Raw genomic sequence first — 24,913 nt, forward strand, 5'->3', positions numbered from 1 at the left:
CCGGCACCACGGCCCGGCCTCACTCGGCGGCGGACCAGGCCTGTCGCAGGCTGACCCGGCCGCCGGTCTGCAGCAGCGCCCGGCGGTAGAGCCGCTCGCCCACCCACACGGTGACCGCGGCGAAGACCGCGAGCAGGCCGAGGGCCACGAGCGGCTCCCACCAGGCCACGCCGCCGGCGAGGATGCGCTTGGGCATCACCACCGCGGAGACCGGCGGGACGAACGACGCGATCACCTGGCCGCGGCCCTCGAGCGAGAGGCCGCCGAAGAACATCACGAGCATCAGCATCGTGAGCGGCGTCGAGGTGGCCTGGAGGTCCTCGGTGCGCGAGGCCAGCGAGCCGGCGACGGCCCAGAGGCAGGCCAGCGCGATGAAGCCAGCGACGAAGAAGCCGATGAACCACATCGTCGGGCCCGACAGCGCGGGGACGTAGGACTTGTAGGGCGTGAACGACAGCCCCACCAGCCCCACCGCGAGGTACGTCAGCAGCTGGATCAGCGCCAGGGCGGTGTTGCCGAGCACCTTGCCGGCGAGCAGGTGCCGCAGCGGGATCGCGGCCGCGATGATCTCCACGATCCGGCTCTGCTTCTCCTCGATCACCGACGACGCGAGCTGCATGCCGAAGATCAGGGCGGCGAAGTAGAAGAGGAAGACGAAGACGAAGCCGACCGCCTCGGCCACGCCGGCCTTCTCGGCATCGCCACGGAGGAAGTCCGTCGACACCGTGCTGCCGGCCTCGAGGGCCTCGACGGTGCTGCCGACGTCGGCGGCGTTGTCGGCGAGCACCTGCTGGCGTATGACGACGCGCGCGACGTCGGTCAGCGAGTCCTGCTCGCTCGACTCCGAGGTCAGCTGCCAGCCACCGTCGACCGGGTGCAGCCAGGCGTCGACCTCCTCCTCGCGCAGGGCCGCCTTCGCGGCGTCCTCGTCGACGAGCTCGACGAGCTCCACCTCGACCTTGTCGTCGACGTCGGCAGCGTTGTCGGCGATCGCGGTCGCCATCGCCACCGCGTCGGGCGTCGCGCCCAGGGTGGTGTGCACGGTCTTCTCGTCCTGCCAGGCGGTGAAGCCGATGAAGCCGACGATCATGGCGATCATCAGCACGGTGCCGATGAGGAACGACTTGTCGGTGATCCGCGAGACGATCTCGCGGCGGGTCACCAGGAGCCAGGCCGGCTCGCGGTGGTCGCTACTGGTGTGGGTGCTCATGCCGTGGCCTCCCGGTAGATCTCGCTGAGCGCCGGGCGCACCCGGACGAACTCGTGGACGTCGCCGCGGCTCGTGGCCTCGGCGACCAGCTGCTGCTCGGCGCCGGCCTGCTGCACCTCGACCAGGGCGGTCGTGCCGTCGAGGTCGAGGACCTCGAGGCCGCGCTGGTCGCGGACCCAGCCGGCGTCGCCGCCGAGGACGAGCCGGAAGCGCGGTACCCCCGCATCGCGCAGCTCCGACACCGTCCCGGCGGCGACCCGACGTCCCTGGGCCAGCACGACCAGCCGGTCGCACAGGCGCTCGACCAGGTCGAGCTGGTGGCTGGAGAACAGCACCGGGATCCCGTCGCGGGTGTACTCCCGCAGCAGGTCGACCATCGAGTCGACGGCCACCGGGTCCAGGCCCGAGAACGGCTCGTCGAGGATCAGCGCGGCCGGGCGGGGCAGCACCGAGGCGATGATCTGCACCCGCTGCTGGTTGCCGAGCGACAGCTTCTCGAGGTGGTCCTTGGTCCGCTCGCCCAGCCCGAACCGCTCGAGCAGCTCGGTGACCGCGGTCCGCGCCGCGGTGCGCTCCATGCCCTTGAGCTGGGCGACGTAGACGAGCTGGTCGATGATCGGCTGCTTGGGGTAGAGCCCGCGCTCCTCCGGCATGTAGCCGAACGAGCGGCGGTCGAGGCGGGTGATCGGGTGCCCCCGCCACAGCACCTCGCCGCCGTCGATGCCCAGCACGCCCATGACCATCCGCATGGTCGTGGTCTTGCCGGCACCGTTGGCGCCGACGAAGCCGGTCATCTGGCCGTCGGGCACCTCGAACGACACGCGGTCGACGGCGGTGTTCTCATCGAACCGCCTGGTCAGCTCCCTGATCTCCAACATGACCACGACGCTAGGGGGCCCAGCGGGCCGCGGGATCCGTCGCGCGGCGGAACTTCGAGGCGGAGCCGCGCCGGCGCGGGTCAGTCCTCCGTCGCGAGGATGAGGCCGGCCTCGTAGGCGTAGATCACCGCCTGCACGCGGTCGCGCAGGTGCAGCTTGGCGAGCACGTTGGACACGTGGGTCTTGACCGTCGCCTCGCCCAGCACCAGCTCCGCGGCGATCTCGCCGTTGGAGAGCCCCCGGCCGAGCAGGACGAGGACCTCGCGCTCGCGGGCGGTGAGGCCGGCCAGCGCCGGCGGCTCGGGACGCTCCGGCGCGGCCTCGCGCCCGGCCATCCTCCCGATGACGCGGCGGGTGACCTCCGGGGCGAGCAGGGCGTGGCCCCGGCCCGCAGCGCGTACGGCGTCGAGCAGCTGCTCCGGACCGGCGTTCTTCAGCAGGAAGCCGCTGGCGCCGGCCTGGAGCGCGTCGAAGAGGTAGTCGTCGCGGTCGAAGGTGGTCACGATGACGACGTGCCCGAGGTCGTCGGCCACGAGGTGACGGGTGGCCTCGATGCCGTCCATCCGCGGCATCTGGACGTCCATCAGCACCACGTCGGGGCGCGACTCGCGGGCCTTCTCGATCGCCTGCAGCCCGTCGGCGGCCTCGCCGACCACCTCGATGTCGTCCTCGACGGAGAGCACCATCGCGAAGCCCGAGCGCACCATCGCGTGGTCGTCGACGAGCAGCACCTTCAGGGTGTCGGTCACGAGCCGGCCCCCAACGGGTAGCGCACGCGCACCCGGTAGCCGCCGGTGACCCGTGGGCCGATGTCGACCTGGCCGTCGTGGGTGGCGGCGCGCTCGCGGATGCCGAGCTGCCCCAGCCCGCTGCCGGACGTGCCGTGGCGGGGACGGCCGTTGTCGACGACCTCCACCTCGGCGTACGGCGTGGAGTGCGACTCGTCGACACGTACGACCACCGAGACGGTGTCGGCGGTGGAGTGCCGGCGCACGTTGGTCAACGCCTCCTGCACGGTGCGGTAGACGGCGAGGCCGATGGCCCGAGGGAGCCGCGTCGCCGCGTCCTGCTGGGTCTCGACCACGTCGAGGGTCACGGCCAGGCCGTCGCCGGACACCTCGGCGACGAGCCGCGGCAGGTCGCCGACGCCCGCCTCGGTCGTGCGGGCCTGCGTGGTCACCTGCTCCCCCTCACGGAGCGTGCCCAGCAGGCGGCGCATCTGCGTGACCGCGTCACGCGAGGCCTCCTCGACGTTGGCGAGGGCGGTGCGCGCGGCGTCGGGGTCGCGGTCGAGCACGCGCCGCGCGGCACCGGCCTGGATGCCCATCGCGGAGACGTGGTGGGCGACCACGTCGTGCAGCTCACGGGCGATCCGGAGCCGCTCGTCGACCACGGCCTGCTCCCGGAGGCGGCCGGCCTGCGCGGCGATCGTCGTCGCCTGCTCCTCGAGGCGGTGTCGCTGCCGCGCGGACCGCCACGAGACGACGCCACCGGCGACCGCGCCGCCGAAGTAGACCGCATTGATCAGCATCGTCAGCGCGATGGCGGCCGGGATCGCCGGGAAGACCCCCTCCTGCTCGCCCTCGCCGAGGTCGTCGTACCACTCCTGCACCGCGGAGCCGAGGGCGAACTGCCAGCTCAGCCAGGCGAACATGAACAGCAGGATGGCGCCGACCACGAGCAGCATCGCCCGGCGGTCGCGGGCCCACGAGACCCCCGACAGGATCGCGACGAAGTAGACGATCTGGCTGGGCAGCTGGCCCATCACCTCGGGCATGGTCACGCCGGAGACGAACATGTGGGCCGCGGCGAGGCTCGCGACCACGAGCGGCCAGCGCCGCCGGCCGAGCAGCAGCCCCGCCCCCGACAGCACGACCAGCCACTGGCTCCAGACCGGTGCGTCGGTGTGCTCCAGGCCGCCGCCGCTGCGGACCAGCTCCAGGCTCAGCAGGCCGAGGACCGCGATCGCGCCCGCCCACACCACGTCGGGACGACCGATCGCCGGACGCGGACGCTCCCACGGGTCGTCGACGCCGAAGACGTCGAGCACGCGCTCGCTGAGGGTGGACACGGGGTGAGGGTAGTCAGCCCGCCGCGCCCGGGGATCCGTCGTACGACGGAGATCAGCGCCAGCGCGATCTCTCGGGGAACTTCGCGACCATGTGCAAGGAGACCGCGTCACTGCTCTCACCACTCACGCCAAGCTCGAACCCGAAGGCAGCGAGCTTCTTGCCGAGACTGCCCTTCACGGAATGACGCGTCGTGCTGCTGATGTTGATGGTCACTGTCGTTGCCTTGTTGTCCAAGACGCTCGACACTGCCGCTCCGAAACCGGGTTCATCCGGCCACCTGAGTGGGCGAGGATCCCGCGGCTGGCTTCCGGTGCCGGCATGGGAGTAGTCGAACAAGCTGGTCTGGCGTCGGTTCCTTCGAATTCCAGCCCCGAAGCCCTTGACGGTTCCGGTGATCCCCGTGCCCTTACGGGTGTCGCGGGACGTCTTGCACTCGATGCTCGACGCTCCGAGCGTGTTGACGATCCGTAGCGCCTCGCCATAGCGATCGCGGAGGAACCACTCGTCAAAGGCGGCGAAGGGGACGTGCAAGGGACTCCCAACAGGATTCGGCACGACGACGTAGACCACGTTCGCCCTGACCTCACCGTCCGACGTCAGGATGGCGCCCCCATCGGCCAGAGGGAGCTGCTCGACCTCGACAGATCCCTTCGTGCGGACCGGCTCATCCTCGTAGTAGGCGACAAGTCGACTCAATGCTTCCCCTCAATCTTCATCAGTAGTACGTCTTCGTCTTCGTCGCCACAGTCAGCCCGAGCTTGCCGACCAGAGCGGGATGCTCCCGCGTGATGCTCGCGAAGAAGGCGTCGCTCCGTCTGCCTTGAAGCAGCTTCTGGATCAGGAAGACCTCGAAACCGGCAGATTCGAGCCAATCGACCTCTTCCGAGAATCCAACCGCGGCAGTCGCGCCCGTCGTCCGGACGAATCGCTGCAGCTCGGCCTCGTCCTCCAGCATCGTCCAGCATGATCCGAAATAGATCGTGCGCCCAGCCGCTTTGCCTCTGATCAGCTCCGCCAGATCCGGTAGACGCAGCGTGTCACGACCCAGGTCCAGCTCGCCGATGTCTCCGTGCATCGCAAGGTAGAGCAACTGGTAGTCCTGATAGCTCTTGAGACGCCATCGCTTGAGGTAGTAGGCGAGTTCTTCACGCGTCGCGACATCGCGGTGGACGTACCTCGCGATGCCCAGCCGTTCGAAGAGCTCGAGAATCGGTAGGACGGATCGTCTACGGCGAAGATCATCGTCCCACTCGCCTTCCAAGCAGAAGATCCCCGGCAGTTTCACCCGATCGCTCCTCATCCGGCTTCCGTGCGGAACTCGTCGTAGGTGCCGGCCAGGTGGCTGAGCAACATGACCTGGAAGTCCGGGTTGGCGAAGAACAGGTCGAAGAGGTGCCCGTTCTTGTCGTGTCGCTGGACCAGGAACTCCTTGATCTTCTCCGCGAGCACGAGCTCGTACTGGCTGCGGTCGTTGTGGAGCGCGACGTCGCGCATCTCGTCGTCCGACTTGACCACGACCCACTGCTGGTCGACCCAGACCTTGTCCGCGTCGCCGAGGTCGGCGCCGTACTTCTCGTTCATCGCCGAGATGAGGGCCGAGAGCTTGTCGAGCACCGGCTCGGCCTCCCTGCCCTTGCCCTCACCAGGCAGCGCGACGCCGGCCTCGTCGGTGGCGGTGAGCTCGATCGCGCTCTCCCCGGACACAGACAGCCGCAGGTGGGTGAGCTGCACCGACTTGCTCAGCTGTGGCATCGGGTCGCTGTCCCCGGAGGGCAGGTCGGTGAGCAGTGCCCTGCCGTAGAGGTAGAGCCGCTCGAGGTCGGCATCGGTCCACGGCATCACCTGCGCGACAAAGGCGTAGGCGCGGCAGAAGTGGTTGAGCGTGGCTCGGAACGCCTCCGCGGCGTCCTCGTCCAGCTGGGCGAAGCGACCGACCGCGGGCAGCAGGTTGGCGTAGATCACCGACTGCTGGGCCGGATCCTCCGAGAGCAGCGCCGCCACAGCAGCAGCCATCTCCCCGGAGGCGAGGACGCCGGCGGCGAGCAGGTCGTGCTCCATCGTGTAGAGCACGTTGGGGTCAGTGGGTGCGGCGAAGGACTCCTCGAAGAACGGCTCGAAGGCCGCCTGGATCTCCTCGGCGCTGTTGGCGAAGTCGAGGACGAAGGTGTCCTCCTTGCCCGGGTGGGTGCGGTTGAGGCGCGACAGCGTCTGCACCGCCTTCACCCCGGCGAGCTTCTTGTCGACGTACATGGTGTGCAGCAGCGGCTCGTCGAATCCGGTCTGGTACTTCTCGGCGACCACGAGCACCTGGTACCCGTCCTCGCGGAACTTCTTCGGCAGCTGTCCCTCGCCGAACCCGTTCATCTGGGCCTCGGTGTACTCGAGCTCGGGCAGGTCGGGGTCGGGCACGCTGCCGGAGAAGGCGACCAGCACCCGCAGCGGCGCCGCGCCCTGGTCGTACCCCTTGCGCGAGATGTAGGCGTCCAGCGCCTGCTTGGTGCGTACGGCGTGGAGCCGCGAGCGCGTCACGACCATGGCCTTGGCGTTGCCGTCGAGCTTCGATGCGGTCTTCTGCCGGAAGTGCTCGACGATCACCTCCGCCTTGGCCTCGAGCTGGTAGGGATGCAGCGAGACGAACCGCGCCAGCGCGGCCTTGGCCTTGCTCGCTTCCATCTCCGGATCGTTCTTCGGGTGGGAGTTGGCGAGCTTGTAGTAGGTCGAGTAGGTCGTGTAGTTGGCGAGCACGTCGAGGATGAAGCCCTCGTCGATCGCCTGACGCATCGAGTAGGTGTGGAACGGCCGCCTGTTGCCGTCAGGCCCCGTCTGCCCGAAGGTCTCGAGCGTCTTCGGCTTCGGCGTGGCGGTGAAGGCGAAGAAGGACAGGTTCTTCTGCTTGCCGCGAGCCTGCGCGCTGGCCAAGAGCGCGTCGTCGGCGTCGGACTCCGCCTCGGCCTCCGACTCGGTCGCCTCGGCTTCCTCCAGCCCCTCGCCGAGCACCTTCTTCAGCTTCTTGACCGCGTCGCCCGTGGTCGAGGAGTGCGCCTCGTCCACGATCACCGCGAACCGGCGCCCGACCACCGCGTTGGCGGTCTCGGCGATCACTGGGAACTTCTGCAGCGTCGTGATGATCACCCGCGCGGCGTTGCCCTCCAGCGCCTCCTTGAGCTGGCTGGAGTGCTGGTCGACCCGCACGATCGTGCCCGGCGTGTGGTCGAGCCCGGCGACGGTCTCCTGGAGCTGCCGGTCGAGCACGCGCCGGTCGGTGATCACCACCACCTTGTCGAAGATCGGCGCGTCGTCGTCACCGTGCAGCCGCGAGAGCGAGTGCGCCGTCCAGGCGATGGTGTTGGACTTGCCCGACCCGGCCGAGTGCTGGACCAGCCGGTCGACTCCCGCGCCGTCGGCCTTCGTCGCGGCGAGGATTGTCCGCACTGCGTGCCACTGGTGGAACCGCGGGAACAGGATCCCTCCGTCGTGAGCGTGGACGAACGTGTGCAGCAGGTCGAGCCACGCGTCGCGCTGCCACACCTGCACCCAGAGGTACGCCGTCTGGTAGCCGTCGCTGGTCGGGTTGCCTGCCCCGCCCGGTTGCCCCGGTCCGTCCGAGCCAGTGTTGAACGGCAGGAACCTCGTCTGCTCCTTGGCCAACCTCGTGGTCATCGCCACCCGGTGCGGATCGACCGCGAAGTGCACCAGGGTGCGCCTGGCGAAGATCAGGTCGTGCGGGTTGCGATCGGTACGGTACTGCGCCATCGCGTGCTCGATGGTCTGGTGCGTCAGCGGGTTCTTCAGCTCCGCGGTCGCGACCGGGATGCCGTTGACGACCAGCACCAAGTCGAGGGAGTCGGCGGGGTTGGACTCCGAGTGGTGCAGCTGTCGAACGACACCGCACCGATTCGCGGCATAGCGCTCTGCCAGCTCCGGCGTGAGGTCGTTGGCCGGCTTCGACCAGCACATCCTCACCGTGACGCCGGAGTCCTTGACTGTCCCGCGCAGCACGCTGATCGTGCCGCGGTGGTCGATCGCGTCGGCCACGACCTTGAGGAACTTCGCGGCCGCCATCTGCTCGCCACCGTGTCGGGTGACTAGCTTCTCCCACGCCTTCGGCTGGGACGTCTGGACGTACGCCACCACCTCCCCGCCGAACAGGCCGAGCTTCTTGTCGTACGTCGCCGGGTCGAGCGCGTGCCAGCCGTGAGTCGTCAGGTGGGCATCGATGTTGGACTCCAACGCCGCCTCGTCGTGCGCGGTCATACCGGGATCCCGCTTCCCGCCGTCGTGACGTCGAGCTCGCCGGTGACGACGGCGCTGATGAGGGAGGTCTTGTACTCGGCGAGGAGTGCGACCTGCTTCTCCAGTGCAGCGAGTACCTGCGTGCGCGATTCGCCGTAGAGAGATACGTCTGCCACCGCCGATCGTTGATCCGCGAGGGGCGGGAGACCCACGGTCAGGTCCATAAGGTCAGGAAAGTAGATCGTCTTGTGGGTAGTCCCCATGGACAGGTAGCCGAGCAGGAATGATCGGCGGGCGCGCAGTACATGGAGCAGGAACTCGGGCAGCAGACCGTCGCGGCAAGTCCAGGTTGCAAAGTCCTGACTCGTGGCCATGTCGCGGCCCATAACAATTGAGAATCCCGCAGACGCCGTGCGGCTGAGTGCCACAGTCCCAGCGGGATGCAGGATCGCGGCACTGTTCTTCAGGCCGAGCTCACTGATCTGAAGAGTCGTGTCCGTCAGGACGTCGATCTCGTCCTTGCGAAACCTATGCACATCGCCGGTGGTCAACCACGGAATCGTGCAATCTCGCCAGTAGTCCACGTTCGACCTGCTCGGTGTGTGGCCCGTGCCCATCCGAGCCACATGACTGAGGCGCCGTTCCGGCCACTCGGATGAGAGTACGGCGGACGCTCGAGCCGCCTCATACTCCTCAACCACCGCGGTCGCCTGCTTTCGACGAGCAGCAATGATCCGGTCGATCCGTGAAACCCGTTCGTCGAGGAAATTCGCAATTCGACTCTGCTCCGGCAGCGACTTCGCCGGCAGCCGACACCCGAGGATCTCGCGTGACGAAAGGTGCTTGACAGTGGTGGCGAACTGCGTCGCGTGAATGCGTTCCAATTGCTGCGGCAACGCATAAGCCACGAAACGAAGATCGGCAACACCGTTCTTCACTCGTAGTCTGCAGAGGCGCTGATTCAGCGCGGCGCGCGGACGATCCCAAATGCGTACTGTGAAGTCACCGTCCATGCCGACAACAAGATCGCCCGGAAGGATGGCCTGCTCGTCGGGCACGTCGAAGGGAAGGAAGGTCTCGAAGTCCGACGCTGAGAGGTCGCGAATCCGCACCAGAGGCGTTGGACCTGCTGAATCAAACTCCGCGCTGTCGAATGGATAGCCATTTTGAAGATCGACCATCGACCAAACTGGTGCTGTTGTCACAGCCCAAGCCCCTTCATCCACTCTTGTATCTGCTCTTCGAGCTCCTTGATCTCGGTCGCGATCTCCCCGACCGGGCGCGGCGGGGTGTAAACGTAGAACTGGCGGGTGAAAGGGATCTCGAAGCCGAGCTTCGTCTTGGCGTGGTCGATCCAGGCGTCGGGGACGTAGGGGTGGATCTCGTTCTCCAGGTGCTCCTCGGCCGCCACGCGCAGCACCTTGGCGCGCTCGTCCTCACCGAGGTCGAGGAATCCGGCGGGAAGCGGCACGTTCTCCTGGTCGCGGAGCTTGGGGTCGGGCTGGGCCTTGCCCTTCTTCAGGACCGGTTCACCCGCGTCGTCGAGCAGTGGTCGCTCTACCGTGATCCGCTGGAACCCGAACGTCTCGCGGGTCAGCACCTTCACGCGTGGGTCGTCGGCGAACTCGCCCCGCGCGCCGCCGTACAGCTGCGCGACGTGGGTGATCGCGTCGGAGGTGAGCTCCTTGCGCTTGTCACCGAGCGACTTGCGCATCTTGGTGCCGAGCTCACGGGCGTCGACGAGCTTGACGGTGCCGCGGTCAGCCTCGGCCTTGTCGTTGGTGAGGATCCAGATGTAGGTGGAGATGCCGGTGTTGTAGAACATCTGGTCCGGCAGCGCCACGATGCCCTCGATCCAGTCGTTCTCGAGGATCCACCGGCGGATCTCCGACTCCCCCGAGCCGGCCTGCCCGGAGAACAGCGGCGACCCCGAGAGCACGATCCCGACGCGGGAGCCACTCGGCTTCATCTTGCTGAGCATGTGCTGGAGGAAGAGCAGCGACCCGTCGGACACGCGCGGCAGGCCGGCGCCGAAGCGCCCGTCGAAGCCGAGACGTGCGTGCTCGTCCTTGATCGCTGGGGCGTACCCCTTCCAGTCCACGCCGTAGGGCGGGTTGGCGAGGATGAAGTCGAAGCCCGGCAGCGTGGCGAAGGCGTCGGCGACGAGCGTGTTGCCGTTGGCCATCTGCTTGGGGTCGATGTCCTGCATCATCAGGTCGGACTGGGCGATGGCCCACGTCTCGTCGTTCAGCTCCTGACCGTAGACCTTCACCACCGCGCCGTGGTTCATCTCGGTGATCTGGTGCATCGCGCCCATCAGCATCCCGCCGGTGCCCGCGGCCGGGTCGTAGATGGTGCGCACCGGCTTGGGGTTCTGGGTCAGCTCCGCCGACGTCGCTCCGGTGAGCATCAGGTGCACCATCAGCGAGATCACCTCGCGCGGGGTGTAGTGCTCACCCGCGGTCTCGTTAGACATCTCGGAGAACTTCCGGAGCAGCTCCTCGAAGATGTAGCCCATCGCCTCGTTGCCTACCACGCTCGGGCGCAGGTCGAGGTCGGCGAAGTCGGCCAGGACGGCGTACAGGGTCCCGGCCTTGTGCATCCGAGCGATCTTGTCGTCGAGGTTGTAGGCCTCCATCACGGCGTACGCGTCCGCCGAGAGACGACGTAGGTAGCCGGCGAGCGCCTGGTCCAGGTTCTTGTCGTCGCTCAGCATCGAGGCGAGCGTCAGCGGGGAGGTGTTGTAGAACCGTTGGCCGGCGACCTGCTTGAGGATCGCGTCCTGACCGGGACCGATCTCGCTCATCCCCGCGGCCGCGTCCAGCACAGCCTTCTTCGTCGGCTCGAGGACCGCGTCCATCCGGCGGAGGACGAGTAGCGGGAGCATCACCGAGCCGTACTCGTGCTGCTTGAAGGTGCCGCGGAGCTTGTCGGCCACCCTCCAGACGAACGCGACCTTGTCCGAGAACCCCTGCGGTGCCATGACTCCCCTTTGTTGACCAACCTGCGCGCGGCCAACCTAACCCGCCAGAGCTGAGGGCGTGGCGCTATGTCGTGAAGCTCAACGGGTGACCGAGACGGGTGATAGAACGACGGGCATGGTGGACATGTGGGGGATTCACAACAACGCACTATCCGACGAACTGGTGAGCGGCGGGTTCGTCAGCATCGGTTGGGACGAGCTCGGAGACCTCCGCGACATCGGACTCGATCGCGACGACCTCCGCGCGGCACTTCTCGACGCCTACCCCGACAAGAAGTCACGCGCGATAGCCGGCTGGGTGGGGATCCTCCATCGCTTCGCCGATGAAATCGCCGTGGGCGACATCGTGGTCGCGCCCTACAAGCCCGACAGCACCATCAACATCGGCGTGGTGACTGGACCCTACGAGTTCGTCTCGACTGCAAGCACCCATCGCCACCGTCGCCCGGTGGAGTGGACGAAGCTCGGGCTGCCCCGCTCCCTCTTCTCGCAGGCCGCGCTCTACGAGGTCGGCGCCTTCCTCGCTGTGTTCGGCATCCGGCGACATCGCGCGGAGTTCGAGGCTGCTCTCAAGAGCGACATGCCCTCCCCCGAGGCGGTGGAGAAGGAAGTCGAGAGCGCGAGTGTCGACGACGACGCCGCGGACGAACCGCGAGCGTCACGCATCGACCGCCACACCCGCGACTTCGTCCTTGAGCAGATCAAGACGGCGATGACGCATCAGGACTTCGAGGAGTTCACTGCTGATGTCCTGCGAGCGCTCGGGTACGAGGCACGAGTGACCGCCTACTCCCAGGACGGAGGGGTCGACGTCATCGCGCATCGCGACCCCTTGGGGGTGGAACCACCGTTGATCAAGGTGCAGTGCAAGCATCGGACCACCACGGTCGGCGCACCCGAGGTCAGCCAGCTCCTAGGAACGCAATCACCCAACGAACTGAACCTCTTCGTGACGCTCGGCAACTACAGCAAGGACGCGCTGGCCATCGAACGTGCGCGCCACGGCCTGCGGCTCATCAGTGGCGAGGATCTCGTTGATCTGGTGCTACGCCACTACGAGGCACTCGCTCCTCGGTGGCGCAGTCTGTTCCCACTCAGGTCAGTGCTCGTGGTCGACGACGCCGCTGACGCGTGAGCTTCGCGCCAGGCAACAGGTAGTCCACAGACCCCAGGTCCCGTTGTCGGACCCTTCGTGTTGAGTGGATCCATGAGCACCACCGAGCCCCTCACCGCAGCCGCAGTCGCGGCGATCCGGCGCGAGGTGCAGGTGACGCTCGACCGGCCGAGCGTGCTCGATGACGCGGAGCGAGTCGATCTCATCCGCGCGCTCGAGGAGCTGGTTTGCACGACCACCGCCGCGCAGGCAGCGCTCGCCGCCGACCTCGCCGAGTCGGTCGAGGCGGACCACAAGGCGCTGGGCGTCCCGGCCGCCCGCCGGGGCCAGGGTGTCGGGTCGATGATCGCCCTCGCCCGGCGTGAGTCGCCCCACCGCGGCCAGCGCCACCTCGGGCTGGCGCGGGTGGTGAGCAGCGAGCTCCCACACACCTGGGCCGCATGGCGAGCGGGTCGCGTGACCGAGTGGCGGGCCACGCTCATGGCGCGCGAAACCGCCTGCCTCTCGTTGGAGGATCGGCTTGCAGTCGACGAGCTGCTGGCCGCCGACCCCGACGCGTTCGAGGCGATGAGCGACCGGGAGGTCGTCAGCCGCGCGCAGGCCGCGGCCGCTCGCCTGGACGCCGAGGCAGTGACCGCCCGTCGACGCAAGGCCGAGTCCGAGCGGTGCGTCTCGATCCGCCCCGCTCCCGACACCATGGTGTGGTTGTCCGCGCTGCTGCCCGTCGCGGCGGGCGTGGCCGCGTTCGCCGCCCTGACCCGTGAGGCCGACACCGCCCGGGCGCAGGGCGACCCACGCACCAAGGGGCAGGTGATGGCCGACGAGCTGGTCGACCGGCTCCTCGGAGCCGAGGCGTCCGAGGGCGCCGAGCCCGAGGGGCCAGCAGACCCCACAGGCCGCCCGACCCGCCGCCGATCCGTCGACCTCTCCCTCGTCATGTCCCACGACGCCCTCCTCGGCACGAGCGACGAGGAGGCGCGTCTGGCCGGGTTCGGACCGATCCCGGCCGAGCTCGCCCGCGAGATCGTCGCCGACGCCCTCAGGCGCGGCGAGGAGGTCTGGCTGCGACGGCTCTACGCCTCCCCGACCACCGGCGAGCTGGTCTCGATGGACAGCCGCGCCCGTCTCTTCCGGTCCACGCTGGCCCGGTTCATCCGGCTGCGCGACCAGGTCTGCCGCACCCCCTGGTGCAATGCCCCGATCCGACACCTCGACCACGTGCGGTCCCGCGGATCGGGTGGACTCACGTCCGGGGCCAACGGCCAAGGGCTCTGCGAGGCCTGCAACTACGCCAAGGAAGCCCCGCGCTGGCGGACCAGACCCGGGCCGGACGGCACCGTGACCACCACGACCCCGACCGGCCACTCCCTCACCACCAGGCCTCCGCCGGTCGCCACGATCCGGCGGCGCGACGCCCCAGCGCTGACGATCGACTACGTCCTCGCCGGGTGAGGTGCGACGCTCACTCGACGGGCAGGCCGAGCCCGCGGGCGATCAGCATCCGCTGGACCTCGGAGGTGCCCTCACCGATCTCGAGCACCTTGGCGTCGCGGTAGAAGCGCGCCACGGGGTACTCCTCCATGAAGCCGTAGCCGCCGAACACCTGGGTCGCGATCCGGGTCGCGGTGACGGCCGACTCGGTGGCGTAGAGCTTGGCGACCGCGGCGGCCTGCTTGAAGGCGCCCGTCGACACGTTCTGCCCCGCATCCATCGCGTCCTTCATCGCGGCGGCCTTGTAGGTCAGCAGGCGCGAGGCGTCGAGCATCACCTGGAGGTCGGAGACCTGGAAGGCCAGGCCCTGCTTGCGACCGATTGGGCCGCCGAAGGTTTGCCGCTCGCCGGCGTACTGGAGCGACATGTCGAGGCAGGCCTGGATGCAGCCGACCGCGAGGGCCGCGATCGCGACGCGGCCGTCGTCGAGGGTGGCGAGGAACTGGGCGTAGCCACGACCGCGGTCGCCGAGCAGGTTGCCCTCGGGCACGCGGGCGTCGGTGAAGGACAGCGGGTGGGTGTCCGAGGCGTGCCAGCCGAGCTTGTCGTACGCCTTCTCGGCGGTGAAGCCGGGCGTGTCCGAGGGGACGATGATCGTCGAGATCTCCGGACGGCCGTCGGCCCGCTCGCCGGTGCGCGCGGTGACGGTGACCAGCGAGGTGATCGAGGAGCCGGAGTTGGTGATGAACTGCTTGGCGCCGTTGACGACCCACTCGCCGTTCTCCAGCACCGCCTTCGTCTTCGTGGCCCCGGCGTCGGAGCCCGCACCGGGCTCGGTCAGCCCGAAGCCGGCGAGCTGCTCACCGGCGACGAGGGCGGGCAGCCAGGTCTTCTTCTGCTCGTCGGTGCCGTAGGTGAGGATCGGGTTGATGCCGAGACCGACCGCGGCCTCGAGCGTGATGCCCATCGACTGGTCCACACGGCCGATCTCCTCGATCGCCAGGCACAGCGAGGTGAAGCCGCCGTCCTCGCCCGCCATCCCCGCGCCGCCGAACTCCTCCGGGGCGGTGAGGCCCATCAGGCCGAGCGCGCCCATCTTCTGCACGACGTCGGTCGGGAAGTGGTGCTCGCGGTCCCACTGCGCGGCGTGCGGCGCGATCTCGGCCTCGGCGAAGTCGCGGACGCTGCGGCGGAACTGCTCGTGCTCGGGGGACAGCTCGAAGGTCATGCGAGCAGGGTAGCGCCGCAGGTTAGCGATCGCTAACCCCCGCGCGACCCCGCCGGATGGACCGATTCCACGACCCCACCCCTCCGGGTCTACTGTTAGGCGAGCCTAAGCAAAGTCCTGAGTCAAGTGAGGCACACCCCCGTGACGACCCTCCCCCGCCGCGGCGCCGCACGCGCCGGCGCCGCCCTCGCCAGCACCCTGCTCGCCGCGTCCACCCTGTCGGCCTGCGGCGTCTTCGGGTCGCCCGACCTGGTCATCTACAACGCCCAGCACGAGCAGCTGCTCGACGAGCTCGTCCCGCTCTTCGAGGAGGAGTCCGGCCTCGACGTCGAGCTGCGCAACGGCAAGGACCTCGAGATGGCCAACCAGATCGTCGAGGAGGGCGAGGACTCCCCGGCCGACGTGTTCCTCACCGAGAACTCCCCGGCAATGAGCATCGTCGACAACGCCGGCCTGTTCGCCGAGCTGCCCGAGTCGGCGACCGAGTCGATCCCGGACCAGTACGTCCCCTCCGACCGCACGTGGACCGGCTTCCTCGGCCGCTCGACCGTCGCGATGTACAACACCGACTCGATGACCGAGGCCGACATGCCCGCCTCGATCCTCGACTTCGCCGAGCCCGAGTGGAAGGGCCGCGTCGCCTTCTCCCCCACCGGCGCGGACTTCCAGGCGATCGTCTCCGCCGTCCTCGCGCTCGAGGGCGAGCAGGCCACCGCCGACTGGCTGGCCGGGCTCAAGGACAACGGCGTCATCGTGCAGAACAACCTCGTCGTCATGCAGTCCGTCGACTCCGGCGAGGTCGACGCCGGCATCGCCTACCACTACTACTGGTACCGCGACCGCGAGGAGAACGGCACCGACTCCGACAGCTCGGCCCTGCACTTCTTCGGCGACCAGGACCCGGGCGCGTTCCTCAGCATCTCCGGCGCGGGCATCCTCGCCAGCAGCGAGCACCAGGAGGCGGCCGAGGAGTTCGTCACCTGGCTCACCGGCACCGAGGCGCAGCAGGCGATGGCGGAGTCGTACGCCCTCGAGTACCCGCTCAACCCCGACGCCAGCCTCAACCCCGACGTGAAGCCGTTCGACGAGCTGGAGCCGCCGGAGGTCGACGTGGCCGGCCTCAACGGCCCGCAGGTCACCGACCTCATGACCGAGGCCGGCCTCCTCTGACCGGGGCGGCCGCCACCACGACCGGGCGTCGCACACCGCCCCTGCTGCTCGCTGCGGGAGCGGCCGTGGCGCTGCTCGCGCTCGTGCCGCTGGGTTACGTCGCCACCTACGTCGTGATCATCGGGCCGGCCGACCTCTGGCACCTGCTCGCCCGGTCGCGGATCGGTGAGCTGCTCCGCAACACCATCACCCTCGCGGCCGCCTGCATGGCCGCGACCGCCGCCCTCGGCGTCGCCCTGGCGGTGCTGGTCGAGCGCACCGACCTCCCCGGACGTCGGCTGTGGCACGGGCTGCTCGTGGCGCCGCTCGCGGTCCCGGCCTTCGTCAACGGCTACGCCTGGGTGTCCCTGGACCGCAGCGTGCACGGGTTCGGTGGCGCGTTCCTCGTCGTCACGCTGTCCTACTACCCGCTGGTCTACCTGCCCGTCGTGGCGATGCTGCGCCGCCTCGACCCGGCGCTCGAGGAGTCGGCCTGGTCGCTCGGCCACTCCCGCGCCCGCACCTTCCGCACCGTGGTCCTGCCCCAGCTGCGCCCGGCCCTGCTCGGGGGCGCGCTGCTCGTCGGGCTGCACCTGCTGGCGGAGTTCGGCGCCCTGTCGCTGCTGCGCTTCCCGACCTTCACCACCGCGATCTACGACCAGTACGGCTCGACCTTCAACGGCGCTGCCGCCACCGCGATGGCCGGCGTCCTCGTCCTGCTCTGCCTCTTCCTCCTGGTCGGCGAGCTCCGGCTGCGTGGCGACCGCCGCTACGCCCGAGTCGGCCGCGGCGCCGCCCGCGCGGCCGTGCCCGTCGAGCTCGGCCGGTGGCAGGCCCCGCTGCTCGCGACCGTGGGCGCCGTCGTCGTGCTCGCCATCGGCGTACCCGCCTTCTCGCTGGTGCGCTGGCTCGCGGTGGGCACCTCGACCGAGTTCCCGATGACCGACCTGACCGGGGCGCTGGTCGCCACGATCGTCCTGGCGCTGGCCGGCGCCGTCGTCACCACGCTCGCCGCGGTGCCGGTCGTCTGGCTGGCCGTGCGCCACCGCGGAGCGGCCAGCACGCTCATCGAGCGCAGCACCTACGTCGCCAACGCCCTGCCCGGCATCGTCGTCGGGCTGGCGCTGGTGGTCGCGTCGCTGCGGCTGGTGCCCGCGGTCTACCAGACCGCCGGCCTGCTGGTGGCGGCGTACGCCATCCTCTTCCTGCCGCGGGCCGTGGTGACCGTGCGTGCCGGGCTGGAGCAGGCGCCGGCCGTGCTCGACGACGTCGCGCACAGCCTCGGCGTCGGCCCGCTCGCCACCGCGCGACGGGTGACCCTGCCGCTGATCGCGCCGAGCCTCGGCGCGGGTGCGGCCCTCGTCTTCCTCGCGATCTCCACCGAGCTCACCGCCACGCTCATGCTCTCCCCGATCGGCACCCGCACCCTGGCCACCGAGTTCTGGTCGGCCTCCTCCGAGCTGCGCTACGGCGCCGCCGCCCCCTACGCGCTGCTGCTCGTGCTCGTCTCGATCCCCGCCACGGTGCTGCTGATGCGCTCCGACGACCCGGAGAGGGTGCCCGCATGAGCAGCGTGACCATCACCGGCGTGACGAAGTCGTTCGGCGCGACCCGCGCCGTCGACGACGTCACCCTCACCGTCCCGCACGGCTCCTTCACGACCGTGCTCGGCCCGTCGGGGTGCGGCAAGACGACGCTGCTGCGCCTCATCGCCGGCTTCCTCGTGCCCGAGTCCGGCAGCATCGCGTTCGGCGACACCGTGGTCGCCGGCGACGGCGTGCGCTCGACGCCGCCGCAGGCGCGCCGGGTCGGCTACGTCCCGCAGGAGGGCGCGCTCTTCCCGCACCTCGACGTCGCCGCCAACATCGCCTTCGGCCTGCCCCGGGAGGCCCGTGCCTCCGGCGGCGGACGGGACCGGGTCGCCGAGATGCTCGACCTGGTCGAGCTGCCCGCCGACTACCGCCACCGCCGTCCCGACGAGCTGTCCGGCGGCCAGCAGCAGCGCGTCGCCCTCGCGCGCTCGCTCGCGCCGCAGCCCGCCGTGGTGCTCCTCGACGAGCCGTTCTCCTCCCTCGACGCGAGCCTGCGTGGCAGCACCTCCCGTGCCGTGCGCCGGGCGCTGGAGGCCACCAACACCACCGCGCTGCTCGTGACCCACGACCAGAACGAGGCCCTCTCGCTGGCCGACCAGGTCGCGGTCATGCGCGGCGGCCGCCTCGTGCAGTCGGCGCCGCCGAGCGAGGTCTACCTGTCCCCCAGCGACCCCCAGGTCGCCGAGTTCGTCGGCCGCGCCGTCGTGCTCCCGGGCACCGCCCACGAGGCCCACGCGAGCTGCGCGCTCGGTGAGGTCGTGCTGACCGAGCCGGCCACCGGCCCGGTGTCGCTGATGATCCGGCCCGAGCAGGTCTACGTCGACCTCGCGCACGACGAGGGCGTGCGCGGCGAGGTCGAGGAGGTCAGCTACTACGGCCACGACTGCGCGGTGCAGGTCCGGCTCGCCGACGGCACCTCCGTGCTCTCCCGGATGTCCGGGGTCCTCCACCCCGCCCCCGGCGACGTCGTCCACCTGCGGGTGACCGGCCTGGTCCGCGCCTACCGAGCGGCTGGCTCGCCGTGACGCTGACTCCGACCCGACCGTCACCGGCGACCAGCCCGGTCCTCCCGCACGCGCGCTTCGGTGCCGCCCCGGCCGTCCTCACCGACGGCGTCGAGGTCTCGCACGCCGAGCTCGCCCGGCGCGTCGCCGACCGCGCCGCGGCCTGGGGCCCCGCCCGCCGACTCGTGCTCGTCGAGGGCGCCAACCGGCTCGACTCGCTCGTCGCCTACCTCGCCGCGCTCCAGCACGGCCACGTCGCCCTTGTGGTCCCCGACGCGCGTGAGGCCCAGCTCGAGGCGATGGTCGCCGCCTACGACCCCGACGTCGTCTGCACGACCGACGCACCCGACGACGTACGCCGCGACGCCACCGCCCACGACCTCCACCCCGACCTGGCCCTGCTGCTCAGCACCTCGGGCACGACCGGCTCCCCCAAGCTGGTGCGGCTGTCCCGCGACAACGTGGCCAGCAACGCCGCCGCGATCGCCGACTACCTCGACCTCACCCCCACCGACCGCGCGATCACCACGCTGCCGCTGCACTACTGCTACGGGCTGTCGGTGCTGCACTCGCACCTGATGGCCGGCGCCAGCGTCGTGCTGACCGGCCTGAGCGTGGTCGACGAGTGCTTCTGGGACCTGTTCGCCCGCAGCGGCGCCACCAGCTTCGCCGGTGTCCCGCACACCTTCGACCTGCTGGCCGCGAGCGGCTTCGAGGAGCGCGACCTGCCGACCCTGCGGCAGGTGACCCAGGCCGGCGGCCGCCTCGACCCCGACGCCGTACGCCGCTGGAGCCGGTTCGGCCGCGGACACGGGTGGGACCTCGTGGTGATGTACGGCGCCACCGAGGCGACCGCCCGCATGGCCTGGCTGCCGCCCGGCCTCGCCGAGGACCACCCCGCCGCGATCGGTCGCGCCATCCCCGGTGGCCACCTGCGCCTGGACCAGGAGGCCGACGACCGGCCGGGCGTCGGCGAGCTCGTCTACTCCGGTCCCAACGTGATGCTCGGCTACGCCCAGGCCCCCGCCGACCTCGCCCTCGGCGCGCAGACCGCCGAGCTGCGCACCGGCGACCTGGCCCGCTGCGTCGACGGGCTCTTCGAGGTCGTCGGGAGGCGCAACCGCTACGGCAAGGTCTTCGGGCTGCGCATCGACCTCGACGCCGTCGAGCAGACCTTGCGCGCGACCGTCGACCGGCACGCGCGCGTGGTGGCGACCGACCGGGCCGTGCACGTCTTCGTGACCCACGGCCGCGGCAGCGCCGCCGCGCGCGGGCTCGTGACCAGCCACTGCGGCGTGCCCGCCCACGCCGTCCGGGTCACGGTCCTCGACCCGCTCCCCGTCACCGCGACCGGGAAGCCCGACTACCTCGCGCTCGGCGAGCTTGCCGAGCTGGCCGACGGTGCGCCGGACGACACCCGCGAGGCCGCCTCGGTGCGCGCCGACTTCGTGCTCGTGCTCGGCCGTCCCGACGCCACCGACGACGACTCCTTCGTCGACCTCGGGGGCGACTCGCTGTCCTACGTCGAGCTGGCCACGCGCCTCGCGGACCTCTTCCCGGGCGGCCTGCCGGCCGGCTGGCACACGCGCGGCATCGGCGAGCTGGAGCACCTGCGGACCACGGCGACGACCGTCGACGCGCCCGCCCGCCGCAGGAGGACCGTGCGGCTCGACACCACGGTCGGGCTGCGCGCGCTCGCGATCCTCTTCGTCGTCGCCAGCCACGTCGACCTGGTCCCGCTCGAGGGCGGCGCCCACCTGCTGCTCGCGCTGGCCGGCTTCAACTTCGCCCGCTTCCAGCTCTCGGCCGCCGGCGACGCCCGCACGCGCCTCCGCCACGGCCTCTCCGGCCTGGCCCAGCTGGTGGTGCCCTCGGTGCTCTGGGTCGGCGGCGTCGCGCTCGTCCTGGGCAGCTACGACCTCACCACCGCCCTCTTCGTCCGCGAGCTGGTCAACGGCTCGGAGTGGGACGACCAGTGGCAGCTGTGGTTCCTCGAGTCGCTGGTCTGGATCACCGCCGCCGCCCTCGCGATCACGTGCGTGCCGGCGCTGCACCGGCTCGAGCGGCGTACGCCGTTCCGGTTCGCGCTCGCGGTCCTCGCCGTAGCCGCCGCCGCCCGATTCGTGGAGGTCGGCCTCCGCGCCGGACCCACCCAGCGCTACACCACGCTCGTCGTCGCCTTCTTCTTCGTGCTCGGGTGGGTCGCGGCCCGCGCCACCAGCACCCGCCGGCGCCTGCTCGTGACCGCCGTTGCCGCCGCGCTGACCGTCGGCTTCTTCGGGCAGGCGCACCGCGAGGTCATCGTGCTCGGCGGCTTCCTGCTCATGCTGTGGGTCCCGCACGTGCCGCTGCCGTCGTGGCTCGCACGGGCCGCCGGGGTGCTCGCCGGGGCGAGCCTGTTCGTCTACCTCACCCACTGGCAGGTCTACCCGGCCCTCGAGGACGCCGGCCACCAGTGGCTCGCACTCGTGGCGTCGATCACAGTCGGCATCGCCTACGGGCGCGTCGTACGTCCGTTGCACCAGGCTGTCGGTCGCACCATCCTCCGCTCGCGGTAGCCTGCCCAGCGGTACGCAACCCGGCCGCGCTGAACCGAACCGCGCCGCAGTCCCCAGGAGTCCCGCGTGAGCTTGAAGAAGGTCCTGATCGCCAACCGCGGCGAGATCGCCGTCCGCGTCATCCGCGCCTGCAAGGACGCCGGCATCGGCTCCGTGGCGGTGTACGCCGACCCCGACCGCGACGCGCTCTTCGTCCGCCTCGCCGACGAGGCCCACTCCCTCGGCGGGGCCACCCCGGCCGAGTCCTACCTCGACATCGCCAAGATCATCGCGATCGCCGAGAAGTCCGGTGCCGACTCGATCCACCCCGGCTACGGCTTCCTCGCCGAGAACGCCGACTTCGCCCAGGCCGTCATCGACGCAGGGCTGATCTGGATCGGCCCGCCTCCCGCAGCCATCGAGGCCCTCGGTGACAAGGCCAAGGCCAAGCACATCGCCGACCGCGCCAACGCCCCGCTCGCGCCGGGCACCAAGGACCCGGTCGCCGACGCCGACGAGGTCGTCGAGTTCGCCAAGGCCAACGGCCTCCCGGTCGCGATCAAGGCCGTCTTCGGCGGTGGCGGCCGCGGCCTCAAGGTCGCCCGCACGCTCGAGGAGATCCCCGACGCCTACGAGTCGGCCGTCCGCGAGGCCGTCACCGCCTTCGGCCGCGGCGAGTGCCTGGTCGAGAAGTTCCTCGACAAGCCCCGCCACGTCGAGACCCAGTGCCTGGCCGACCAGCACGGCAACGTCGTCGTGGTCTCCACCCGCGACTGCTCGCTCCAGCGCCGCAACCAGAAGCTCGTCGAGGAGGCCCCCGCGCCCTTCCTGAGCCAGGAGCAGCTCGACGAGCTCTACGAGTCGTCCAAGCGGATCCTCAAGGAGGCCGGCTACTACGGCGCCGGCACCTGCGAGTTCCTCGTCGCCCAGGACGGCACGATCTCCTTCCTCGAGGTCAACACCCGCCTCCAGGTGGAGCACTGCGTCTCCGAGGAGGTCACCGGCATCGACCTGGTGCGCGAGATGTTCCGCATCGCCGCCGGCGAGGAGCTCGGCTACGGCGACCCGGAGATCCGCGGCCACTCCATCGAGTACCGCATCAACGCCGAGGACGGCGGCCGCAACTTCATGCCCGCTCCCGGCACCCTCACGAAGTGGCACCCGCCGGCCGGGCCCGGCGTGCGCCTCGACGGCGGCTACGACCAGGGCGAGACGATCCCCGGCTCGTTCGACTCCCTCATCGCCAAGCTCATCGTCACCGGCCGCGACCGCACCCAGGCGCTCGAGCGCTCGCGCCGCGCCCTCGACGAGTTCGTCGTCGACGGCATGCCCACCGTCATCCCGTTTCACCGCGCCGTCGTCTCCGACCCTGCCTACGTCGGCTCCTCCACGCCGTCAGGCGAGGGCGAGTTCACCGTCTACACGCAGTGGATCGAGACCGAGTACGACAACCAGCTCGAGCCCTACTCCGGCGACGCGGGCGAGGCCGAGGAGCAGGGCGAGCGGCAGAAGGTCACCATCGAGGTCGGTGGCCGTCGTCTCGAGGTCGTCCTCCCTGCCGGGCTCGGCGGGCTCGCCGTCGGCGGCGGTGCGGCCGGCGGTGGCGCGAAGAAGGCCAAGCGCTCGGCCAAGAAGGCCGGCGCGGCCGCCTCGGGCGACTCGGTCACCTCGCCGATGCAGGGCACGATCGTCAAGGTCGTGGTCACCGACGGCCAGGAGGTCGCCGAGGGCGACACCATCGTCGTCATGGAGGCGATGAAGATGGAGCAGCCGCTCAAGGCCCACAAGGCCGGCACCGTCACCGGCCTCCAGGCCGAAGTCGGCGCCACCGTCACCAACGGCGCCGTCATCTGCGAGATCAAGGACTAACCTCCACTCACCGGCTCGTTAGATAGCGAGCGCTCACTTTCTATGTCACACTTCCGGGTGTGACCTCGACCCAGCGACGTACGCAGGCGCAGCGCCGTGAGGGCACCATCGGAGCCCTGCTCGACGCCACGGTCGCCTCGCTCGCCGAGCGTGGGTACGCCGGCACCTCCACCGCCGCGGTCTGTGCGGAGGCGGGCGTCAGCCAGGGAGCCCTGTTCCGTCACTTCCCCACCCGGCAGGCGCTGCTCGTGGCCACCGCCGAGCACGTCGCCGGCCGTCAGGTCGAGGCGTTCCGGGCGCTCGGCGCGGCCGGCGTCGACACCGCCGACGAGGTCAACGCCGTGCTCGGCCACCTGCGCGCCCTGGTCCTCTCCCCCGTCAACCAGACGTGGCGCGAGCTGCTGGTCGCCGCGCGCGCCGACGACTCGCTGCGCGCTGCGCTCCTCCCGGCCCGCGAGTCGCTCCAGGCGCAGATGCTGGACGCCGCCGCCGACCTCTGGGGCGACCGGCTGCCGGGCGAGGACCTCGCGGCCGTGCTCAGCATCGTCGTCAACATGCTCGACGGGCTCGCCTTCTCCGCCCTCGACCCCGACCCCGCGGCCCCACCCGGCCGCACCGTCGAGCGCGCGCTGCGCCTGCTCGCCGAGATGATCGTCCGCCACTACCCCCAGGAGCAGCAGTGAGCACCACCGACTTCACCCCCGACGCGATCGTCGTCGGCGCCGGCCTCGCCGGCCTGGTCGCGACCCACGAGCTCGCCCTCGCCGGCAAGCGCGTGCTCGTGCTGGACCAGGAGAACCGCAACAACCTGGGCGGCCAGGCCTGGTGGTCGCTCGGCGGCCTGCTGTTCGTGGACAGCCCCGAGCAGCGGCGCATGGGCATCAAGGACTCCCCCGAGCTGGCGTGGCAGGACTGGCAGGGCTCGGCCCAGTTCGACCGCCTCGGCGACGGCACCGACGGCCCCGGCCGCGGCGAGGACTTCTGGCCGCAGCAGTGGGCGAAGGCGTACGTCGAGTTCGCGCACCGCGAGAAGCGGGCCTACCTCCACGACCTCGGCCTCAAGTCGCTGCCGTTCGTCGGCTGGGCCGAGCGCGGCGACGGCCGTGCCACCGGACACGGCAACTCGGTCCCCCGCTTCCACCTCACCTGGGGCACCGGCCCGGAGGTCGTCCGGATCTTCGCCGAGCCGGTGCAGCGCGCCGAGACCCAGGGGCTCGTACGCTTCGCGTTCCGTCACCAGGTCGACGAGGTCGTCGTCGAGGACGGCGCCGTGGTCGGCGTGCGCGGCACGGTGCTCGCCGACGACGACGCCGAGCGCGGGGTGAAGTCGTCCCGCGACGTGGCCGGCACCTTCGAGCACCGCGCGCCCGCGGTCGTCGTGACGAGCGGCGGCATCGGCCACAACCACGAGCTGATGCGTCGCAACTGGCCGACCGAGCGGGTCGGCGCCGCGCCCGAGCACCTGATCTCCGGCGTCCCCGCGCACGTCGACGGGCGGATGCAGGGCATCGCGCAGGACGCCGGAGCCACCACGGTCAACAAAGACCGGATGTGGGCCTACGTCGAGGGCATCCACAACTGGGACCCGGTCTGGCCCGACCACGCGATCCGCA

19 protein-coding genes are annotated in these 24,913 nt (G+C 70.4%); 9 read left to right on the plus strand and 10 right to left on the minus strand.

All coding sequences use genetic code 11. The annotated features are described in order from the left end of the window. Window positions 1-19: 19 nt before the first annotated feature. The 9 genes from ACE3QY_RS20710 to ACE3QY_RS20750 form a co-directional block, all read right to left on the minus strand. Entirely contained in the window at window positions 20-1,210 is a 1,191-nt protein-coding gene (locus ACE3QY_RS20710; RefSeq protein WP_374457955.1) for an ABC transporter permease, read from the minus strand. Further along, on the minus strand, window positions 1,207-2,088 hold the full coding sequence (locus tag ACE3QY_RS20715; protein WP_374457956.1) for an ABC transporter ATP-binding protein: 882 nt from the start codon (window positions 2,086-2,088) through the stop codon (window positions 1,207-1,209). Before ACE3QY_RS20715 ends, ACE3QY_RS20710 begins: the two co-directional genes overlap by 4 nt. Window positions 2,089-2,168: 80 nt before the next feature. Continuing rightward, entirely contained in the window at window positions 2,169-2,837 is a 669-nt protein-coding gene (locus ACE3QY_RS20720; RefSeq protein WP_374457957.1) for a response regulator, read from the minus strand. Next, a complete protein-coding gene (locus ACE3QY_RS20725) occupies window positions 2,834-4,159 on the minus strand; it encodes a sensor histidine kinase (RefSeq protein WP_374457958.1) in 1,326 nt (441 codons plus the stop codon). The genes ACE3QY_RS20720 and ACE3QY_RS20725 overlap by 4 nt, the downstream gene beginning before the upstream one ends. A 52-nt stretch (window positions 4,160-4,211) precedes the next feature. Next, on the minus strand, window positions 4,212-4,856 hold the full coding sequence (locus tag ACE3QY_RS20730) for a hypothetical protein (protein WP_374457959.1): 645 nt from the start codon (window positions 4,854-4,856) through the stop codon (window positions 4,212-4,214). A gap of 19 nt (window positions 4,857-4,875) precedes the next feature. Then, window positions 4,876-5,445 carry a DUF6642 family protein gene (locus ACE3QY_RS20735; RefSeq protein WP_374457960.1) on the minus strand — a complete coding sequence of 190 codons (570 nt, stop codon included), beginning with the start codon at window positions 5,443-5,445 and terminating at the stop codon, window positions 4,876-4,878. Window positions 5,446-5,456: 11 nt separating this feature from the next. Then, window positions 5,457-8,414: a type I restriction endonuclease subunit R gene (locus tag ACE3QY_RS20740; protein ID WP_374457961.1), complete on the minus strand. Its 2,958-nt coding sequence runs from the start codon at window positions 8,412-8,414 to the stop codon at window positions 5,457-5,459. Beyond that, window positions 8,411-9,598, minus strand: coding sequence for a restriction endonuclease subunit S (locus ACE3QY_RS20745; protein WP_374457962.1), 1,188 nt, complete (start codon window positions 9,596-9,598; stop codon window positions 8,411-8,413). Before ACE3QY_RS20745 ends, ACE3QY_RS20740 begins: the two co-directional genes overlap by 4 nt. Then, window positions 9,595-11,376 carry an N-6 DNA methylase gene (locus ACE3QY_RS20750; protein ID WP_374457963.1) on the minus strand — a complete coding sequence of 594 codons (1,782 nt, stop codon included), beginning with the start codon at window positions 11,374-11,376 and terminating at the stop codon, window positions 9,595-9,597. The genes ACE3QY_RS20745 and ACE3QY_RS20750 overlap by 4 nt, the downstream gene beginning before the upstream one ends. An 85-nt stretch (window positions 11,377-11,461) precedes the next feature. Here ACE3QY_RS20750 and ACE3QY_RS20755 point away from each other — a divergent pair, with 85 nt between their 5' ends. Both ACE3QY_RS20755 and ACE3QY_RS20760 read left to right on the plus strand, forming a co-directional pair. Beyond that, a complete protein-coding gene (locus ACE3QY_RS20755) occupies window positions 11,462-12,511 on the plus strand; it encodes a restriction endonuclease (RefSeq protein ID WP_374457964.1) in 1,050 nt (349 codons plus the stop codon). A gap of 72 nt (window positions 12,512-12,583) precedes the next feature. Further along, window positions 12,584-13,942 carry a DUF222 domain-containing protein gene (locus ACE3QY_RS20760; protein WP_374457965.1) on the plus strand — a complete coding sequence of 453 codons (1,359 nt, stop codon included), beginning with the start codon at window positions 12,584-12,586 and terminating at the stop codon, window positions 13,940-13,942. A gap of 10 nt (window positions 13,943-13,952) precedes the next feature. Here ACE3QY_RS20760 and ACE3QY_RS20765 read toward each other — a convergent pair whose 3' ends face one another. Then, entirely contained in the window at window positions 13,953-15,149 is a 1,197-nt protein-coding gene (locus tag ACE3QY_RS20765) for an acyl-CoA dehydrogenase family protein (RefSeq protein ID WP_374457966.1), read from the minus strand. A gap of 141 nt (window positions 15,150-15,290) precedes the next feature. Here ACE3QY_RS20765 and ACE3QY_RS20770 point away from each other — a divergent pair, with 141 nt between their 5' ends. The 7 genes from ACE3QY_RS20770 to ACE3QY_RS20800 form a co-directional block, all read left to right on the plus strand. Beyond that, window positions 15,291-16,319, plus strand: coding sequence for an iron ABC transporter substrate-binding protein (locus ACE3QY_RS20770; RefSeq protein ID WP_374457967.1), 1,029 nt, complete (start codon window positions 15,291-15,293; stop codon window positions 16,317-16,319). A 65-nt stretch (window positions 16,320-16,384) separates the two neighbouring features. Next, window positions 16,385-17,866, plus strand: a complete 1,482-nt coding sequence (locus ACE3QY_RS20775) for an ABC transporter permease (RefSeq protein WP_374457968.1) — start codon at window positions 16,385-16,387, stop codon at window positions 17,864-17,866. Beyond that, window positions 17,863-18,915, plus strand: a complete 1,053-nt coding sequence (locus ACE3QY_RS20780; RefSeq protein WP_374457969.1) for an ABC transporter ATP-binding protein — start codon at window positions 17,863-17,865, stop codon at window positions 18,913-18,915. The genes ACE3QY_RS20775 and ACE3QY_RS20780 overlap by 4 nt, the downstream gene beginning before the upstream one ends. Continuing rightward, complete coding sequence (locus ACE3QY_RS20785) at window positions 18,912-21,452, plus strand: AMP-binding protein (RefSeq protein ID WP_374457970.1); 2,541 nt, start codon at window positions 18,912-18,914, stop codon at window positions 21,450-21,452. Before ACE3QY_RS20780 ends, ACE3QY_RS20785 begins: the two co-directional genes overlap by 4 nt. Before the next feature lie 66 nt (window positions 21,453-21,518). Next, window positions 21,519-23,300, plus strand: a complete 1,782-nt coding sequence (locus tag ACE3QY_RS20790) for a biotin carboxylase N-terminal domain-containing protein (RefSeq protein ID WP_374457971.1) — start codon at window positions 21,519-21,521, stop codon at window positions 23,298-23,300. A 59-nt stretch (window positions 23,301-23,359) separates the two neighbouring features. Then, complete coding sequence (locus ACE3QY_RS20795; RefSeq protein ID WP_374457972.1) at window positions 23,360-23,983, plus strand: TetR/AcrR family transcriptional regulator; 624 nt, start codon at window positions 23,360-23,362, stop codon at window positions 23,981-23,983. Further along, on the plus strand, window positions 23,980-24,913 hold a 934-nt coding region (locus ACE3QY_RS20800; protein ID WP_374457973.1), incomplete at its 3' end, for an FAD-binding dehydrogenase. The genes ACE3QY_RS20795 and ACE3QY_RS20800, both read left to right, overlap by 4 nt.

The organism is Nocardioides sp. (genome assembly GCF_041913365.1).
Taxonomy (GTDB): domain Bacteria; phylum Actinomycetota; class Actinomycetes; order Propionibacteriales; family Nocardioidaceae; genus Nocardioides.

Coding starts and splice junctions, on each gene's coding strand:
- ACE3QY_RS20710 (WP_374457955.1), bottom strand. CDS start 1,210: ATGAGCACCCACACCAGTAGCGACCACCGCGAGCCGGCCTGGCTCCTG.
- ACE3QY_RS20750 (WP_374457963.1), bottom strand. CDS start 11,376: ATGGCACCGCAGGGGTTCTCGGACAAGGTCGCGTTCGTCTGGAGGGTG.
- ACE3QY_RS20715 (WP_374457956.1), bottom strand. CDS start 2,088: ATGTTGGAGATCAGGGAGCTGACCAGGCGGTTCGATGAGAACACCGCC.
- ACE3QY_RS20780 (WP_374457969.1), top strand. CDS start 17,863: ATGAGCAGCGTGACCATCACCGGCGTGACGAAGTCGTTCGGCGCGACC.
- ACE3QY_RS20740 (WP_374457961.1), bottom strand. CDS start 8,414: ATGACCGCGCACGACGAGGCGGCGTTGGAGTCCAACATCGATGCCCAC.
- ACE3QY_RS20760 (WP_374457965.1), top strand. CDS start 12,584: ATGAGCACCACCGAGCCCCTCACCGCAGCCGCAGTCGCGGCGATCCGG.
- ACE3QY_RS20765 (WP_374457966.1), bottom strand. CDS start 15,149: ATGACCTTCGAGCTGTCCCCCGAGCACGAGCAGTTCCGCCGCAGCGTC.